Annotated in this window: 14 protein-coding genes; 5 read left to right on the forward strand and 9 right to left on the reverse strand. The window is 40.9% G+C overall.

Annotated elements, in window-relative coordinates; all coding sequences use genetic code 11:
* Positions 1-82: 82 nt before the first annotated feature.
* Both OM33_RS00730 and OM33_RS00735 read right to left on the reverse strand, forming a co-directional pair.
* On the reverse strand, positions 83-1,921 hold the full coding sequence (locus tag OM33_RS00730; protein WP_038637451.1) for a S8 family serine peptidase: 1,839 nt from the start codon (positions 1,919-1,921) through the stop codon (positions 83-85).
* Between the two features lie 529 nt (positions 1,922-2,450).
* Complete coding sequence (locus OM33_RS00735; protein ID WP_038637455.1) at positions 2,451-3,551, reverse strand: phosphoribosylaminoimidazolesuccinocarboxamide synthase; 1,101 nt, start codon at positions 3,549-3,551, stop codon at positions 2,451-2,453.
* A 199-nt stretch (positions 3,552-3,750) separates the two neighbouring features.
* On the opposite strand from OM33_RS00735, the gene OM33_RS00740 reads away from it, so the two are divergent.
* Genes OM33_RS00740 through OM33_RS00750 form a run of 3 tightly spaced genes read left to right on the forward strand, consistent with a single transcriptional unit; the run spans position 3,751 to position 6,276 of the window.
* Complete coding sequence (locus OM33_RS00740; protein WP_038637458.1) at positions 3,751-4,437, forward strand: ABC transporter ATP-binding protein; 687 nt, start codon at positions 3,751-3,753, stop codon at positions 4,435-4,437.
* Positions 4,434-5,768 carry an ABC transporter permease gene (locus OM33_RS00745; protein WP_038637461.1) on the forward strand — a complete coding sequence of 445 codons (1,335 nt, stop codon included), beginning with the start codon at positions 4,434-4,436 and terminating at the stop codon, positions 5,766-5,768. The genes OM33_RS00740 and OM33_RS00745 overlap by 4 nt, the downstream gene beginning before the upstream one ends.
* Before the next feature lie 7 nt (positions 5,769-5,775).
* Positions 5,776-6,276, forward strand: a complete 501-nt coding sequence (locus OM33_RS00750) for a DUF3299 domain-containing protein (protein ID WP_038637463.1) — start codon at positions 5,776-5,778, stop codon at positions 6,274-6,276.
* Positions 6,277-6,307: 31 nt separating this feature from the next.
* Here the strand turns inward: OM33_RS00750 and OM33_RS00755 are convergent, their stop codons facing one another.
* From OM33_RS00755 to OM33_RS00785, 7 genes are all read right to left on the reverse strand, one after another.
* The gene (locus OM33_RS00755) at positions 6,308-6,487 is read right to left on the reverse strand and encodes a hypothetical protein (protein WP_038637466.1); all 180 of its coding nucleotides are present in this window, start codon (positions 6,485-6,487) and stop codon (positions 6,308-6,310) included.
* 82 nt (positions 6,488-6,569) lie between these two features.
* Positions 6,570-7,655, reverse strand: coding sequence for an erythromycin esterase family protein (locus OM33_RS00760; protein WP_038637469.1), 1,086 nt, complete (start codon positions 7,653-7,655; stop codon positions 6,570-6,572).
* A gap of 29 nt (positions 7,656-7,684) precedes the next feature.
* On the reverse strand, positions 7,685-9,136 hold the full coding sequence (locus OM33_RS00765; RefSeq protein ID WP_052140837.1) for an efflux transporter outer membrane subunit: 1,452 nt from the start codon (positions 9,134-9,136) through the stop codon (positions 7,685-7,687).
* Positions 9,129-12,269, reverse strand: coding sequence for an efflux RND transporter permease subunit (locus OM33_RS00770; RefSeq protein WP_038637472.1), 3,141 nt, complete (start codon positions 12,267-12,269; stop codon positions 9,129-9,131). Before OM33_RS00770 ends, OM33_RS00765 begins: the two co-directional genes overlap by 8 nt.
* Positions 12,270-13,454: an efflux RND transporter periplasmic adaptor subunit gene (locus tag OM33_RS00775; RefSeq protein WP_081990979.1), complete on the reverse strand. Its 1,185-nt coding sequence runs from the start codon at positions 13,452-13,454 to the stop codon at positions 12,270-12,272.
* 19 nt (positions 13,455-13,473) lie between these two features.
* The gene (mutM, locus tag OM33_RS00780; RefSeq protein WP_038637475.1) at positions 13,474-14,283 is read right to left on the reverse strand and encodes a bifunctional DNA-formamidopyrimidine glycosylase/DNA-(apurinic or apyrimidinic site) lyase; all 810 of its coding nucleotides are present in this window, start codon (positions 14,281-14,283) and stop codon (positions 13,474-13,476) included.
* A gap of 8 nt (positions 14,284-14,291) precedes the next feature.
* The gene (locus tag OM33_RS00785; RefSeq protein ID WP_052140838.1) at positions 14,292-14,753 is read right to left on the reverse strand and encodes a hypothetical protein; all 462 of its coding nucleotides are present in this window, start codon (positions 14,751-14,753) and stop codon (positions 14,292-14,294) included.
* A 166-nt stretch (positions 14,754-14,919) separates the two neighbouring features.
* Between OM33_RS00785 and OM33_RS00790 the strand changes: the two genes are divergently transcribed.
* Both OM33_RS00790 and OM33_RS00795 read left to right on the forward strand, forming a co-directional pair.
* The gene (locus OM33_RS00790) at positions 14,920-15,840 is read left to right on the forward strand and encodes a manganese-dependent inorganic pyrophosphatase (protein WP_038637477.1); all 921 of its coding nucleotides are present in this window, start codon (positions 14,920-14,922) and stop codon (positions 15,838-15,840) included.
* A 133-nt stretch (positions 15,841-15,973) separates the two neighbouring features.
* Positions 15,974-17,995 carry a tetratricopeptide repeat-containing diguanylate cyclase gene (locus tag OM33_RS00795; RefSeq protein ID WP_038637480.1) on the forward strand — a complete coding sequence of 674 codons (2,022 nt, stop codon included), beginning with the start codon at positions 15,974-15,976 and terminating at the stop codon, positions 17,993-17,995.
* Positions 17,996-18,034: the final 39 nt, after the last annotated feature.

Genomic DNA, 18,034 nt, shown 5'->3' on the forward strand with positions numbered 1-18,034 from the left:
GGAATCGCCAGTACAACTCTATACTAAAGAACATAAAAAAAGCCGCTTACGCGGCTTTGTTTAGGGTTGATTAGAAAATCAATTAAAAAACTACTGTCTTTTCAGCTGAACAAGTAGATGTACCTGCTTCACATACTTGGTAAGTATAGCTACCGCCACCTTTCCCACCAACTGCATCAGTGTAGCTACCCGTATTCGATACTGTAGCAATCATAGAGCCATTACGGAAAACGTCCATTGAAGATACCGTAGTGCCAGACCAAGATAGATCAACTTGCTTAGAACCTTTCACTTTGTAACCTTGTGCCGATAACGTGATATCACCTTCACCACCACCGTTATCACCGCCGCCATTGTCACCACCAGCACAGCCATTCGCTGTTAGGTAATCATCAGCTGCTTTTGCTTTTACGATACCGTAACCGAAGTAAACATCTTTACCTGCTGCACCAGCATCATAAGCAGTTGCTTTAAGTGCATTACGGATTTCAGTACCTGTACACGTTGGGTGGTTTGACCAAACTAAGGCTGCAATACCAGAAACCGCTGGTGTTGCCATTGACGTACCGCTCATAAAGCCGTAATCGCTCGTACCAATTTTAACTGTCATTGATGCCGCATTAAGAAGCGTAGCACGGTCTTCAAATGCACCGCCAACTGCAGGAATTGTCGTCGCATTAGTGTCGCCTAATGTTCCGTAAAGCATGCCCGCTTCGTTATTAATAATTACCGCACCAACACCGCCTGAGTTTTCACAGTTTAGTACTTTATCGTGGAATGAAATATTACCACGGTCAATCACACAAATTTTACCAGCCGCACCTGAATCAACCGCCTCAGCTGTACCCATAAAGAAGGTAGACGCAGTCGCTTCACCCGCATTTTCCATTGACGATGTATTCATTGCCACACCATCCGCAGAAAGAGATGCACTTGTTGCCATATCTGCAGGGTAAGTAGAAAGTGTATCTACACCACCAGCTGTCACTTCAACACAAATAGTTTCATCTTCAGTTGCACGTTTACCTCGGCCTGATGTACAGCTCGGGAATTGTGAGAAGTCTGCAATTTGGTCGTTATTGTCATTTGCACCAATCATCATTACTGAAGGGTAACCCGCAGGGTATGAACGCACATTGTTACCATCATTACCTGCAGCAGCAACCACTAAACCGCCTGCCGCTGTAAAGTCAGCGAATGCATTTGATTCAGTGCTATTAGAACCACCGCCACCTAAGCTCATGCTGATAATGTTAGCGCCAGCTTGACTACATAGGTTTGCTGCATGTGCTAAATCTGATGAATAGCCCCAACCTTCTGCATTAAATACTTTAATAATGTGCATAGGTACGCCAGGAGCCATACCCACTACACCAAAACCATTATCAGCTGCACCAATTGTGCCCGCTACGTGAGTACCGTGAGGACCACCGTGCTCATTCCAGTTACCCGTACCAGAGTCATTATCACCTGTGATGTTACCCCAAACAAAATCAGGGTTAGATTGATCAAGGCCTGAATCGATAACACATACTTTCATATCTGAAGATGCATCAAATGCGAGTTGGTCAGCTTGAGATTGATATACAGCATAAGGTGTTAATTGCTGTGTCATCGCATCACCAACATCATCACTGTAAAGTGACATTGGCTTACGCACAAAGTCTTGCTCAATAAGTTTGATATGCGGATTGTTTAGCAGACCTTTAACTTCAGATAAATCTTTCCCTGAGAAGCTTGCAGCAAAAAATCCATCTGAATCGAGTTTAATGTCACCGCCAAGTTTTTTAGCAAGCGCTTTTACTACGCCTTTATTGTTGTTATCAACTTGGATGATAAAACGACTCTCATCTGCCGCTTGCGCAGTAGCTACTGTGCTTAGTGCCAGTAGTACTGATGTTGTTAATGTTTTTAATTTCATATAGCTTTCCCAGATTTTATTAAGTAAGACACGTAATCATTAATTCGTATCTGTATTCGGGAATAACGTTAACCAAGATTTAACATTTCAACAACAAAAATCACATATTCCAGATCAACAAAACAATACACACTTTAAATATAAGCAGACATCCAAACACCTTAAGAGCTAAACTTCTAAATCGCTCTTTGCAATAACTCTCCCAATTAATCGAAAAAAAGGGATAATATTTCCAAATAATCAGCAAAACTCATCAGACCTGACTTTTAATACCTAAATGAAAATAAGTCCTATTTTCAACTCTATTTTATATAACCACAAAAACCCAGTTACATTCGTTTACATTAGCTTTGTAAACAAAATTAACATCACATAAAAATGTCACAAACACGGCAAAAATGCGTTGGGAAAAGCCTTATCATTAGGCTAAAGCGCCAAAGAAATAGAAAGTAAGAAATAGCTGAGTAGATAAATAAGGTGGAACAAAAGAGAGCGCCCTAAATAAAGGTTATTTAAGGCGCATTAAAACTTAGTCGATGAGACCATACTCTTTATCAAGAATATCGATCACTTCTTGACGCGGGTCGCTTGGGATGTCTAACTGTTTACCAACGATTTTACTCGCAATACCAACGTAAGTGTTTGATACTTGCATCATCACATCAACCGGTAGTTTATAACCTTTGGCAAGTTCTTCACGTTCGTCCATGCGATCTTTATTAAGTAATACATCGCTGTCCGGTACGTTATTGATTAATAACTGACGGAAACCCTCTTTTGAGTTCTCAACAATGTTACCTTCGCGGTAAGCTGGACCATCCCAAATACGTGATGAATCTGGCGTACCAACTTCATCGATATAAATAAGCTTTTGCGAACCATCCACTTCTTCAACGTAGCCAAACTCAAATTTCGTATCCACAAAAATTTGGTCAAGCTCAGCAAGTTGCTCGCTAATTAACTTAAAGCCTTCAGTTAGTAACTTCTCGTATAAATCGATATCGCTTGCCGACTTAAAATTAAATGCTGCTAAATTGTTTTCGATATTTTCGCGCGTAATGTTTACATCATCAACTTCTGGCACTTCTGGTACACCTTTAATAATACCTTTAGTCGAAGGTGTAATAAGCACATTATCTAATTTTTGGTGAGCTTCTAGCCCTTCTGGTAAATCAATACCACAGAAGTTGCGAACGCCTTTTGCGTAATCGCGCCACATGCTACCCGTAATGTATTGGCGTGCAATTGCTTCAACGCGAACAGTTTCTGCTTTACGTACAATCCATACATAAGGGTGTGGAATATCAACAATGTGGTTACCCGCAAGGCCGGCTTCATCAAATAATTTAAACCAGTGAGACGCCACGGAGTTAAGTGCAATACCTTTACCAGGCACACCGTTTAGGCCGTTTTCACCTTGCCAAATACAGTCAAAGGCTGAAATACGGTCTGAAATAACCATCAGTGCAAGTGGTGTATCTTTTGGAATGTTATATCCCTTTTCTTCGATTAAACGAACGCTGTCTTGCTCGGTTAACCAATAAACACTGCGAACTTTACCGCTGTGAACCTTACCTTTGGTACGGATCGGTAAATCGTCATTTACGTCCAAAACCTTATATGAACTCATGGAAACTCCAAAAGATATTTTTGATACTAGAAAAGCGCGTTATACGCTCTAAATTGGGGTGCGCCAATTTTAGTGAAAAGTCACTCTAAACTCAATAATTGAACAAAAAAAGCAAGCGCATGAATCACTATCGCAAAAGATTGGTTTCAAGGTGTTGTTGTTATAGTATCACACCAATTTAAATTAATTTTGTGCACCAATGCTAGCGATTAATAATCTCACTTTTTCTTACCCAGGCGCTCGCAGCCAATTTGTACTGCATGATTTTGCCTTAGCAAAAGGCGAACATGTATTTATTTACGGCCCAAGCGGCAGTGGTAAATCAACATTGCTGTCGTTAATTACCGGAGTGCAGCAACATAAAAGCGGTTCAATCTCGATTTTAGACACCGCTTTTTCTACCCTTTCACAAAAACAGAAAGATCGCTTTCGCGCAGATCATATTGGCTATATTTTTCAGCAATTTAATTTAATCCCTTTTTTATCGGCGACCGAAAACGTGACACTAGGGTGTGAGTTCTCAAAAATACGTACTGAAAAAGCTGCAGTCAAATACGGCAGTGTCGAAAAGGGAGCAACTACATTATTAATGGCGCTTGGTTTAAGTGAACACAATATTGCTAAGCCAGTCAATCAACTCAGTATCGGGCAACAGCAACGCGTTGCCGCTGCCAGAGCATTACTTGGTGAACCAGAACTAATCATTGCCGATGAGCCAACTTCAGCCCTTGATAACGACGCCCGAGAAGGATTTATTAACCAGCTTTTTGAGCAAGCTAATAATAATCAAACCAGTATTTTGTTTGTCAGCCACGACCAAACGCTCGCAAATTTATTTGATAGGCAAGTGGCACTTTCAAGTTTTATGCAGGAGAAAGCACTATGAGCTTATTAACCCTCTCACGCAAAAGCTTACTTAACCGTTTTTCTAGTATTGCGATTACGACCATTGCGATAGCGCTCAGTATTACCTTGTTACTGCTTATTGAACGCGCCCGTGTTGATGCCAAAGCAAGCTTTTATAATACCGTATCAGGCACCGATTTAATTGTCGGTGCCCGCACCGGCAGCACCGAACTATTGCTTTTTTCAGTATTTCGCATCGGTCACCCAACTAACAATTTAAGCTTCAAAAGCTATCAAGATATTACTAGCAAGCGCTCAGTAAAATGGGCTATTCCACTTTCACTTGGTGATAGCCATAAAGGTTTTAGCGTTATTGGTACCAATAATGACTACTTTGCTCATTACCGTTATGCCAATAAGCAAAACCTCGCATTCTCAAAAGGGCACGCTTTTGAACAAGTAAATCATGTGGTGCTTGGCAGCAACGTAGCTAAAAAACTGCATTACCATTTAGATGACTCGATTGTACTGTCGCATGGCGCTGGCAATACAAGTTTTCACCATCATGACGATCACCCATTTAAAGTAGTCGGTATTTTAGCGGCCACCGGCACAGCGGTAGATAACAGCGTGCATGTGCCACTAGTGGCAATTGATAATATTCATGGCTCAGCAACTGCGACCAGCATTAGTAAAAAGCATCAAGCTGATGAGCATCATGACCATGACCACCATGATGATCATCAACACCACAGCGAACAGCGTGATGAACATAGCAAGTTGCCTGCACTATCAAATGCGGAACTCACTGGTCAGCCAAAACAAATCAGCGCATTTTTATTAGGCCTCAAAAATCCGATTTTTGCACTGCAACTACAACGCAATATCAGCCAATATAAGCAAGAGCCATTGCTGGCGATTATGCCCAAATTCACCCTACGCCAGTTATGGGAAGTAGTCGGTGTATTTGAAAAAGCCTTATTGGTTATCTCGGGTGCTGTTGTCGTCATCGCTTTACTTGGCATGTTGACTAATTTATTGGCAAGTCTCAGTCAACGCCGCCGCGAACTTGCGATTTTACGTTCAGTGGGTGCTACACCGCGTACTATATTCACTCTGCTCGGGTTAGAAGCACTATTAATCACAGTATGCGCCACCTTGCTGGCTATCGCATTTTATTATCTTGTAATTGTGTTGCTTGCTAACATGCTTGGCAGCATCAGCGGTATTCACTTGCAACTTATGGCACTTAGCCAATATCAAATGAGCTTATTGGCTGGTATTATTTTGCTTGGTACCTTATTTGGTTGTTTACCTGCTTACAAAGCATATCGTTACGCATTGAGCGATGGCTTAACCATAAAAGTTTGAGAATTATATGAAACGACATTCGCTATTGTTTACTTTTTTCGCCTTAATAACGTTATTAAGTAATCAGCTGTTTGCCAATGGAAAAGCAAAAGAGCTTTACTGGGAAGATCTTATTCCTAAAGGCTATTCTTCATCACCAGTTGAAGGACAAGCCGCGCACAATGAAAATTCTGAAGCCAATTGGGTGCAACCCGATTTAAACGCCCCCATTGTTAAAGAGCTGAATAATACCATGGTGACATTGCCTGGCTTTGTTGTGCCACTTGAGGGTGATGATCAAGTGATCACCGAGTTTTTATTAGTGCCGTATTTCGGTGCATGTATTCATGTACCACCACCACCACCAAATCAGATTGTGCACGTAACCTTTAAAGATGGCGTACCAATCGAAAGCCTTTACGATGCCATTTCTGTCACCGGGAAAATGAAAACCGAAAGCTGGGAAGGCGAACTGGCCAAAGTAGGTTATCGCATTGAAGGTGTAGGCGTCGCCCCATTTGATCTGTAAACACATAAAAAAAGGCGCTTAGGCGCCTTTTTTATGTGTTTTGTGCACCTTGCTTTTTAAATATTGTAAGGCTAGCAAACAACATAAGTAATCCAGCAACCACATTCACATCGCCACCATAAATAAAGTCATATGCCTCTTTAACCAGACACCCGACTCCGATTAAGCCAATAAATACAGCATACAATTTCATTATCTTAGGTTTATTCATTTATCCCCCCTCTCGTTGTTAATAAACTACTAAAAAGAAAGACAAACAAATAAGCTAAGTGAAATCCGGCAATTATTGAGGGTTACTGGTTATTAAATTTAGTGAAAGGTAATTCACTTGGCATAAAGATTAAACCATCAAACTGCTTTGCCCAATCCACTTTTAGAGAGCGATTATAAGAGATTAAGTTAACATCAAATGTTGATTCAAGTGAATCACCTTGTAATAGATAAACCATTTTTTCGCCGTTTTTTACATCATTAGGCAGTGTATTTATGGTCGTTTGTTTATCCAGCCCGACAAATGCATAACTCGCATACTTATCGCCATATGTTTGCAGCAACTTCCCGCCCAATGTGCTAAATTCTTTGTTAATAAGTTCATATCGCTTTGCGCCATGAATACTAGCGCCAAAAATAATAACCTTATTAACTTTAGGTGTCTGTGCAATATGCCACTGGAAGCTATCAAACATTCCTACGCTGCGTTTAGAAAACCCCTGCCTACCAAATACTGATAAAGAGGTATAGAAACGTTCTGCCAAATATTTATTTATATTGTCTTTCTCAGTTTTAGACGCCTGATAAATACTTTCAACACAGTTGGCAACCAACCGATTACTTTCAGAAGTGAAAGGGTACTGCTCATTGTACAACCACTTAAGATGACGATTTAATATTATGAAGCACTGTTCAGAAAGCGGCTTTTCTAATAAAAAGGCAAGTTCAGGTAGATATTGCTGGGTGTACAGGTTACTTCGACCGCCTGTTTGCATATCTAACCCAGCAAAGTAAATCTCTCTTTTAATTGCTTTATCATAAATAAATTCAACGAGAGGTTTAACTTCTTTCGTGTCATGTGCATAACCACCTAAAGCACCTTCAATTGCCAACTTGTTGAGCTTTCCTGAATTCAATTCTTTGTTGATGTAAATGAAATCATAAGTTTGTGCTTCAAAAAATACAGCATTAAAACCACACTGCTGAACTAAAAATTGAATTACCTCGGTTCTTAATGAAAAAGCTGAAGCGTTTTTATGAGAACTCTCTTCGCCCAAATAAACAACATCTTTGTTACACGCATCTTGATACAACGGTGAAAGTTGTGATGCATTGCAACAAAAAGATAAAAAAGTGAGTAACAAAAATGCTAATTTCCGTTTAAACATACCTATTCCTTTTCTTGTTAATGTTTTACTTAGCTACTCAATACTTCTTTCGTTTTCGGTTGCAACTCTTTTTCATTTACAGGTGTTGTGGCATACCAGCCACCCGCTAATGCACGATATAAACGGGTCATTGACTCTAAACGCTGCAGCTGCGCTGATGCTAATGCTTTCTCAGCTGAAAATAACTGACGTTGTGCATCCATCAAATCAAGCGAACTAGACACACCATTACGATAGCGCAGTTGCGCTAAACGAAAATATTCGCGTGTACTCATCACAAGACTACGTTGCGCTTCAAAGTTATCACTGCTTGACTGAAAAGCACGCATTTCATCACTAACTTCTTTGAGTGCCTGCAGCACCACCTTTTGGTAATTTAACCCTGCTTGATAAGCCAACTCTTCTTTAGCAGATAAATTGGCGCGATTTTTACCAGCATTAAAAAGTGGTTGAAAAACATCGAGGCCCAACATCCAAACAACATTACCGCCTGAGAGCAAATCGCCAATATCACTGGATTCGGTACCCAGCTCACCGGTAAGAGACAATTTTGGAAATAAGTCTGCTTTTGCAACACCGATTTGTGCTGTTGCACTTTCCCACTCTTTTAGTGCCTGCTGAACATCAGGGCGCCTTTTAAGCAACTCTGCAGGCATATTGGGTTCCAAATTTTTAATCAGTACTTGAGCAAAAATATCATTACCACCAGAAACATCGGTATCTGCATCGCCCACTAACAAACGTAACTGTGTCTTAGCTTTATGTTCAGCAAGCAGTAACGGCGCAATGGTCGCTTTGGTACTTTCAACTTCTACTTCCGCTTGCTTTTGCTCTAAGCCTGAAATTACCCCACCCTCTTTGCGAATACGCGCCAAGCGTAGTTCGTTTTGCCTTATTTCGAGTGTATTCTCTGTTATCTCAAGCTGCTGCTCTATTTCTTTTAACTGATAAAACTGACTCGCCACTTGCGCAATTAAACTTAATTGCATGGCATATGCTGCCTGCTGTGTTGCCATTAAATCCGCTAATGCAGCTTCACTTGCTCGTCGATTAGCACCAAACAAATCAAGCTCCCAAGCAAAATAACCTTTAAACTCATAGGAATTAGCAGGTGAACTATCCAACCCTTCTTCCCGTTCAAAAGTCGGTTGTAAATTTAGACTTGGCCAGAGCGCGGAATCGCTGATAGTTTGATTAGCTAATGCTGCCTGAACTTTGCTTTGCGCAATGCGTAAATCAAGATTATTTTTAAGCGCCTTTTCGATTAAGTTTTGCAGGTGCAAATCTTGGTAGATTTCTTTCCAGCCTCGTTCAGCGGCGCTGACTTGTTGCTGTTCCAAGGGCGCTTTTGTACCCATATAAGTAAGCAATTCACTGTGACCAGGCGCTTTGAAATCAGGGCCTAATGTGCATCCAGACACTAACAAGCTAGCGACAATAGCGCCATAGCAAAGCGAACGATTAAATCTTAACTTATTCATTAGTCACCCCCTCGCTTACAATGCTCTTTTTTTGAGGCACTTTACTGCCAACAAAACGGCTAATTGTAATAAAAAATAGCGGTACCAAAATAATTCCTAATGTGGTTGCTAGCACCATCCCGCCTAAGATAGGAATCGAAATAGATTGACGACTTACAGCACCTGGACCGGTTGCAATAACGAGTGGCAACACCCCTAAAATAAATGACACAGCCGTCATTAAGATAGGGCGAAAGCGTGAGCGTGCAGCTTCAAGTGCGGCATCAAATGCAGATGCACCTTCGCGGTATAATTGATTTGCTACTTCAACGATTAAAATGGAGTTCTTTGCTGCAAGTCCTATCAGCGCTATAAAAGCGACTTGGAAAAACAAGTTGTTTTCAACGCCGGTTAACAATACAAATAAGCTGGCTCCAAACATAGCAACAGGGCTAATCAATAATACCGCTAGTGGTAAAGCCCAATTTTCATAAAGCGCCGCTAAAAATAAATACACAAAGCCAATTGCTAACATAATCGCAATACTAAGCTGACCAGCAGAACGGATTTCTTGAAATGTCAGTCCTGTCCACTCATACCCCATACCTGGACCTAAAATATCCGCACTCACTTGCTCAATCACTTTAATCACATCGCCTGACGAATAGCCCTCAGCAGGGGTGACATTAATATTAGTACTGGTAAACATGTTATAGCGATTAATTGCTGAAGGCCCTGTTGTCAGTTCTAGTTCAGCGAGCACATTGAGTGGCACCATGGCTCCATTACTACTGCGTACATAAAACTCATTGAGATCATCAGGTCTTTCACGAAAGTCTTGCTCAGCTTGAACTTTTACGCGATACACACGACCAAATAAATTAAAATCATTGACCGTAGATGAACCCGTTAACACTTTCATCGTGCTATACACATCGGCAATCGGTACTTCTAACGCTTTCGCTTTTTCACGATCAACGGCTAAAAATAGTTGAGGGATTTCCCCTTTTAATGATGTTGATGCTTTTTCTATTTCAGCACGCTCACTTAGCGCTGCTAATAATTTACGCTGCGTTTCAATTAACCCAGTCCAATTCGCACCACTGCGATCTTGCAGCGCAAACTCAACACCTGAGCCACTGCCTAAGCCTGCAATCGCGGACGGTTGAAACACATTAAACTCAGCACTGGCGATCTGCTGTAATTGCGCCTCGATTTCATTTGCAACCATTTCAACTGAATAACCTAACTCGCTGCGCTCTGCCCAGTTTTTTAGTACTACTTCAAGTTGGCCGTTAGCTTGCGCACTGCCAGAGCGGCGATTTTCACCCGCCAATGAGAAGGAATACGCTACCGCAGGGTGCGCCAGCACAATCTCATTGGCTTGCGTGATAACCGCATCGGTTCGCGTTACTGTTGCCGCATCTGGTAATTGTATATCAACAAAAAAGCGACCTTGGTCTTCTTGTGGCATAAAGCTTACTGGCAGCGCTCTAAATGTAATAACGCACACAATCACAATAAGTGTAAAGAATAGGTATCCGCGTTTTGCATTGGTACAAGTGAGCTTCACAAGCCAGGTGTAGCGCTCACTCAAACGGTCCAAATGATGGTTAAACCAGTTAAATAAAGTATTTGTTTGTCCTGAAGATTTTTTTAGGAATATGGCACACAATGCAGGACTTAACGTCAGCGCAACAAGCGTTGAAATAAGTACTGCCACGGTGATAGAAATTGCAAACTCGCGATACATAATGCCGGTAATACCTGCTAAAAAGGATACAGGTACAAATACCGCAGCAAGTACTAATGAAGTGGCAACCAATGCCCCTGACAGTTCAGTCATTGCTTGTTTAGTTGCTTCAAATGGTGACAGGTCATTCTCGTTAATTAAACGCTCAACATTTTCCACCACAACAATCGCATCATCAACCACAATACCGATCGCCAACACCATGGCAAGTAAGCTTACTGTGTTGATAGTAAAGCCAAATGCCGCTAAGGCGATAAAGGTGCCAATAATGGAGACTGGCACAGCCAAAGCAGGAATAAGTGTTGTGCGCCAGTTTTGTAAAAATAAATACACCACTAAAATAACTAAAATAAGCGCTTGTATCAGAGTATTGATTACTTCATCAATGGATAGCTTAATAAATTCTGATGCATCATAAAAAACTTGCCACTTGACCCCTTCAGGAAAGTTTTGCGCTAAATTAGTCATCACCTTCTTTACATTTTCTGTGACTTCTAAGGCATTTGAGCCTGGCAGCATATACACCTGTAAAATTGTGGCATTTTGATTATTTAACTTAGATTGCAAAGTGTAGGCAGAAGACCCCAACTCAATGCGCGCTACATCACGTAAGCGGATCATTGAACCATCGGGGTTTACCCGCACCATAATATTTTTGAAGTCTTCGACTTTATTAAAACGCCCTTGTGCTGTTACTGAAAAAGTAAGTTTTACTTTTTCATTCATTGGTTGCGCACCAAGCTCACCGGCTGCAGCCTCTTTATTTTGTTCTTTAATCGCACTGGTAACATCATTAACGGTCAGGCCATAACCCGCCATCACATCAGGACGTAACCACACACGCATTGAATAACTACGCGACCCAGTATTGCGCACACGGCCAACTCCCGGGATGCGCTTTAATGCTTGTTGCACATTAATCGTTGCGTAGTTACTTAAATAGATTTCATCGTAGCGTTCGTTATCTGAAGTCAGTGCTAACTTTAATAACTCTACCGAACTTTCTGTTGATACTGTTACCCCTTCGGTTTGGACATCAACAGGTAAATTACTACCCGCTTGCGACGCCGTATTTTGAACATCCACCGAAGCTAAATCCGGATCGGTGCCAACTTCAAAGGTCAGAGTGATATTACTGCTACCTGAATTTGTCGCTTTTGATTCCATGTATAACATATTCGGTGTGCCATTAAGCTCTTGCTCAAGTGGCACAGCAACCGATTCCGAGGCAGTACTGGCTGTTGCGCCAGAGTAAGACGCGGAAACTTTTACAGATGGAGGCGCTATATCAGGATATTGATCAATCGGTAACGTAAACAGTGATACTAACCCCGTTAGGATAATTACCAATGAAATAACGCTGGCAAATACCGGGCGCTTAATAAAGAAATGAGCGAACATTTACTCATCTCCTTTATTGCTTTGTTGGCTTGCCGACTGCGGTTTTTCGTTAATTGCTACCGGATTTACTAGCTGTCCATGACGGGCACGATGCAACCCTTCAACAATTATTTTTTCTCCTGCACTTAAGCCCGAACCAATCACTAATCCTTCTTCACCATAATGCTCAATAATTACAAAGCGGCGCTCAACCTTATTGTTTGGCATCACCACCATCACATAAACTCCGCCTTGCTCAACCTGTGTACTTTCTTCGGGAATAACAACGGCGTTAGCGAACTCACTTAGTTTAATGCGGGCTTTAGTATGTTGCCCAGGCAACAATTCACTGTCTGGATTAGGCAGTACTGCACGCACTTTAAATGTACCCGTTTGCGGATTGACTTTGGGATCGGTAAAGCTAACATCACCCCAATATTTATACTCGCTATCATCTGGCAATGTAATGCGTACAAAGCCTTCAAGCGCTTTACCTTTTTGCTCCGCGTCCATTTGTTCAAGTACAGAGGTCATACGACGACGTGCATTTAAATAGTCCAAAGTCGACATATTAAAATGAACATAGATTGGATTGATTTGTTTAATTGTCGTTAATAGAGAAATCCCGCCACTGCCAACAAGTGCACCTAAATCAGCTTCAGAGCTACTCACCATGCCACTAATCGGTGCAACAATTCTGGTATAACTTAAATCGAGTTCCGCCTCTTCGAGTTCTGCCTGACTGGCAAGCACCGATGCCTGTGCTTGCTCTTTGGCCGACAAAGCATTGTCAAAATCAAGTTGACTGGCTGCATCTTGACGATACAGAGGTTCGAGCCTGGCAACATCACGTTTCGCTTTTTCCAACGCTGCTTTATTTTTTTCAAGCGCTGCTGTCGCGCGATTAACTTTAGCGATGTAAGGTTTGTCATCAATGCGATATAACTCATCCCCTTCATTGACCCAACTACCTTCAATAAATGCGACACGCTCAACATAACCCGTAACACGGGCACGCACTTCTACATCAAGCGATGCATCTGTGCGAGCAATGTAATTGCCATAAATGGGCACACTTTTTTTCTCAACCTGTTGGTAATAAACCGTCTCAGGCTCTGCAACTTGAAGCTCCTTTTTACAGCCTAAAAGTGTGCCTAAAAGTATTAATACAACAAAATAGTGAGTGGCAAATGTTGGTCGCAACATGCTTAAATCCTTTAATTTATTATTTTTGGCAATTCTTACAATACACCGTACTACGTTGACCTTGGCGAATTTCCATTAGTGGTTCTTTGCAATTAACACAAGGTTCGCCTTTGCGACCATACACCAGTAACTTCTGAGCAAAATAACCTGGCTTGCCATCTGTTTGCGCAAAATCTTTAAGGGTTGTTCCCCCTTGTTCAATGGCATCAGCTAAGGTCTGCTTAATGATTGGTACCAACTCATGATAACGCTTTTTCGCGATTTTTCCTGCCGCGCGTTTAGGATGAATACCCGCTTTAAATAACGATTCATTAGCGTAAATATTACCCACGCCAACTACCACATTGTTGTCCATCAAAAACTGTTTTATCGCAGTTTGCTTTTGACGCGATTTTTCATAGAGATAATCAGCATCAAAGTCGTCAGTGAGCGGCTCAGGACCCAATTTTAACAAACTTGTGTGAACCTCTCCTGAAGCTTGCCACAAACAGGCTCCAAAGCGACGCGGATCATTTAAACGAAGCACTTTGCCATTTTCGAGCTCTATTTCGACGTGATCATGCTTTTTTAATGGCACAGAATTATCGACCACACGAAGGTTACCCGACATGCCTAAGTGCAAAATAACGCTTCCGCTATCAACACTAATCATTAAGTATTTTGCACGACGGCTAATCTCATTAATTACTTTTCCTTCGAGTTGATAAACATCATCGGGAACAGGCCAGCGTAATTGTTTTTGATGCACGCGCACTTGCTTCACTGTTTGCTTAAGCATGTGTGGGCTAATGCCCAAACGGCTCACTTCAACTTCTGGTAATTCAGGCATAAATAATTCTAAAACTCCGTATTGGGAAATAATTGACTACAGGTTTGTTTATTTAATTTAAGACGACGCGATTGATTATCTTCAAGATAACAACTATTTGGCATAGAAAATACGTTAAACACTAAACTCCGTTCATAACCGGCAATATAAATTTCAACGTAAGTAAGCGCCGAGGTGTTTTCATCTATTTGAGGGAGTAGCTCGCCAGTGGCTTGACGCCAATTTAAATCAAGCAATTCAAGATCTAGCGCTAACTGAGTATTAGCACGCCAACTTGTGCCAATTCGCTCAATTTTAAAATCGCTATATTGATAGGTAAGTACTGCGCTATTTGGTGGCAGCAGTGGTTGAATTGTCTCATCCTCCGAAGATGAAATAATTTTATGATGCAGTCCATTAAACAAAAAAATCATTATTAACATGGCAAAAATAATGACATTATTCCAACCAGTTCGCCCAAGCCTAATCATTTCGATCCTAAACGCGCCTATTTAAGTATAACTAAGTCTATATGAAACAAGCAGTTTTGGCACCTATTCAGCTCGTGAATAAGTAATACCAAATGAGTAATTTCTGTCGCTGTTAAATGGCTATTTTTTTGCTAAACTATGCGCCAAAATTTAAGGAGTTCCGTCCATGGCAATGTATGTAGTGGGTCACAAGATCCCTGATTCAGATTCGATTTGTGGTGCAATTGCACTTGCATATTTAAAAAACCAAATTGGTGAAGCAGCAATCGCAACACGTTTAGGCGATGTATCACCTGAAACACAGTTCATTCTAGACACATTTGGTTTTGAAGCACCTGAGCTTAAAATGAGCTACGCAGGTGAAGAGGTTTACATTGTAGACCACACAGAAAAAACACAAGCACCAGATGATATTGATGAAGCAACGGTTGTGGGTGTTGTTGACCACCACAAACTGGGCGATTTAACAACCTCTACACCACTTGAGTGTTGGATCCGTCCTGTAGGTTGTTCAAACACCATCATTAAGATGATGTATGACTTCTACGGCGTTGAGATTCCAAAGAACATTGCTGGCCTAATGTTAGGTGCAATCCTATCTGACACAGTAATCTTCAAGTCACCAACTTGTACAACGGCTGATATCAAGTGTGTTGAAGTACTTGCAGAAATCGCAGGCATCGAAGACTACAAAGCATTCGGCATGGAAATGTTTAAAGTGAAATCAGCGGTTGAAGGCACACCAGCCCGCGACTTAGTAATGCGTGATTTTAAAGACTTCAATATGAACGGTAACCTTGTAGGTATCGGTCAGTTAGAAGTTATCGACTTAGCGGTATTTGACGACATCAAAGCTGATCTTGAAGCAGATATTGCAAAGCTGAAAGAAGAAGGCGGTCGTCACTCTGTGTTCTTACTGCTTACAGACATTATGAAAGAAGGTTCACAAATGCTTATCGCGTCTGATGACGAAAGCATTGTTGAGCGTGCTTACGGTGTTGCACCTGAGCAAAGCCGCGTATGGCTCGATGGCGTACTAAGCCGTAAGAAGCAAGTAGTACCACCACTACAAGATGCATTTGCATAATTTGCTTAAATAATATTGAAAAAGGTGCTGCTAGCACCTTTTTTTATGTGTTTGAAAAACAAACACGTTAAAGGCTATGCAACCCCGTTATTACATTCTATGCTTACTTAAAGTATGTTTGTTAAGCTTATTAATGTTATCTATTAGGTATTTATTATTCCTGCTGGCGGTATTTCCCCTATTTGCTCTATCTTCCGAAATAGAGCAAGCCACTCAGCAAAAGATTAGTTCGCAGATAGAAAAGCAAACCAGTTTAGTATTTTCTGAGTTTGAACAAGGAGTGGAGCTACTTTCGATAAAATATAATGAGGATAATGGACAAACCTTATCTGCTCTAAATTCATTTGCTGCTGACAATCCAACAAAAACAAATGATGACCTCGCTTATTTACTAGGATATCGCTGCTATTTAGAACTTACCACCAAGAATCAAGAGAGCTACAGCAACACTCAGCAGGTATTAGATGAGTTGATAATATCCACGGCCTCTAACCCAGCAATTCATGCCGCAGCAAACTTTTGCAAAGCGTGGTTTTATTATTTTGATAAAAATACAGAACAATATGACTTTTTTATTGAGCAGGCTTTTAACCATATTTTAAACAGTCAATCATCCGTTTTAAAATATTGGATTGCTACAACTTTCTCCATGATGGCACAAGATACAGGTAGGCACTCAGCAGCGATAGAAGCGGCTAAGTTAGCACTGACAATCGCCACTATTAACCAAGATAATTATCGCGCGGCTACCAGCTGGGCAATAATGGCAATATCAGAAGCGGAGCTTGGTTTTTATGACGATGCGCTTGCAAATAATCAACTGGCGATTGATTGGTATAGCAGCATAAATAACCAGCGCGCAATACTTGGGCTTTATCAAAACCGAGGGTTTATTCTGAACTCTCAAGGTAATACAAGTGAAGCCAAAGCCATTTACTTAGATGCTATTTCACAAGCAGAGCAATTAGATCATCAAGATGCTATCCATGAGATTTACAGTAATTTAGCCGCTATAGCTTTCACCGAAGGAGACCTTGAGCTCTCAAATAACTATGCTGAAAAAACCTTAGCCTACGCACAAGAAAGCGATTACAGGAGCCTTGCTGCTCATGCCTACTCCATTATGGCAATTAATTATGTTTATTTAAACGAACTAGAAATAGCCAAAGACTATTTTGAGCGGGGCAATCGCTTTTTTGAAGAATTCAAAATGGTTAGTCAATTAGCAGATAATTTTAAATCCTGGTCTGAAGCAATGGCTAGTATCAAAAACTATGAAGCTGCGTATAACGCCCAACTTCGCTATAAATCGCTTAGTGATAAGATTTTTAATACTGAACGCGAAAGCCGTATGTTACGCATAAAAGAGCTTTATCAAGCAACTCAAAAAGACCAAGAGATAGAAAAGCTGGCATTCGAAAATCAACGTAAAAATATTGAAATTGAAAACAAATCGCTAGAGCAAAAAATTTGGCTATTAAGTGCGGTAATTGCAATTCTCGCGTTTGTCATGCTATCCATTTTTTATCGTAAACTTAAAAACTCAAACCAAACACTTACTAAGTACAATACTAAATTAAATGAAGAACGCTTTATTGACCCGCTCACTGGCAGCTTAAGTCGTCGCTTTTTTGAAGTACAACAACGAGAACACATTTTAAACTCTTCCGAGATTAGCTTTAGTTTATTTGTCCTTGATATCGACCATTTTAAATCAATCAATGATAACTATGGTCATGCATGTGGCGACTATATTCTTAAAATATTTTGTCAGCGTATTCGAAACTCAATCCGCAAACAAGATAACTTTATTCGGATGGGCGGCGAAGAGTTTTTGTTAGTGATTGAAAACAGCAATTACGACAGCGATGCTAAGTTGCTGCACAAACTGCTCTGCTTAATAAAGAATGAAACCGTTGAATTTGAACAGCACACCTTATCCATATCAATGTCTGTAGGTGTTGCTTCTAATGTGTCTATCTATGATGAAAAGTCTCTGGATATAGCGCTTGAGCTTGCTGATCAAGCCCTTTACAAAGCGAAGAGTTCAGGCCGTAATCAAGGGGAACTTCTGGATTTGCATTCTATCCCACTCACGAACGTAATTAACAATTACGACCTAATTGTCAGTAAAACAATTCACGGTGTTGAATAGAAATTGAGGCAATAAAAAACCCGAGCAAGCTCGGGTTTT

The organism is Pseudoalteromonas piratica (assembly GCF_000788395.1).
Classification (GTDB): Bacteria; Pseudomonadota; Gammaproteobacteria; order Enterobacterales; family Alteromonadaceae; genus Pseudoalteromonas; species Pseudoalteromonas piratica.

Coding starts and splice junctions, on each gene's coding strand:
- OM33_RS00745 (WP_038637461.1), top strand. CDS start 4,434: ATGAGCTTATTAACCCTCTCACGCAAAAGCTTACTTAACCGTTTTTCT.
- OM33_RS00795 (WP_038637480.1), top strand. CDS start 15,974: ATGTTATCTATTAGGTATTTATTATTCCTGCTGGCGGTATTTCCCCTA.
- OM33_RS00755 (WP_038637466.1), bottom strand. CDS start 6,487: ATGAATAAACCTAAGATAATGAAATTGTATGCTGTATTTATTGGCTTA.
- mutM (WP_038637475.1), bottom strand. CDS start 14,283: ATGCCTGAATTACCAGAAGTTGAAGTGAGCCGTTTGGGCATTAGCCCA.
- OM33_RS00750 (WP_038637463.1), top strand. CDS start 5,776: ATGAAACGACATTCGCTATTGTTTACTTTTTTCGCCTTAATAACGTTA.
- OM33_RS00790 (WP_038637477.1), top strand. CDS start 14,920: ATGGCAATGTATGTAGTGGGTCACAAGATCCCTGATTCAGATTCGATT.
- OM33_RS00785 (WP_052140838.1), bottom strand. CDS start 14,753: ATGATTAGGCTTGGGCGAACTGGTTGGAATAATGTCATTATTTTTGCC.
- OM33_RS00770 (WP_038637472.1), bottom strand. CDS start 12,269: ATGTTCGCTCATTTCTTTATTAAGCGCCCGGTATTTGCCAGCGTTATT.
- OM33_RS00775 (WP_081990979.1), bottom strand. CDS start 13,454: ATGTTGCGACCAACATTTGCCACTCACTATTTTGTTGTATTAATACTT.
- OM33_RS00735 (WP_038637455.1), bottom strand. CDS start 3,551: ATGAGTTCATATAAGGTTTTGGACGTAAATGACGATTTACCGATCCGT.
- OM33_RS00730 (WP_038637451.1), bottom strand. CDS start 1,921: ATGAAATTAAAAACATTAACAACATCAGTACTACTGGCACTAAGCACA.
- OM33_RS00740 (WP_038637458.1), top strand. CDS start 3,751: ATGCTAGCGATTAATAATCTCACTTTTTCTTACCCAGGCGCTCGCAGC.
- OM33_RS00765 (WP_052140837.1), bottom strand. CDS start 9,136: ATGAATAAGTTAAGATTTAATCGTTCGCTTTGCTATGGCGCTATTGTC.
- OM33_RS00760 (WP_038637469.1), bottom strand. CDS start 7,655: ATGTTTAAACGGAAATTAGCATTTTTGTTACTCACTTTTTTATCTTTT.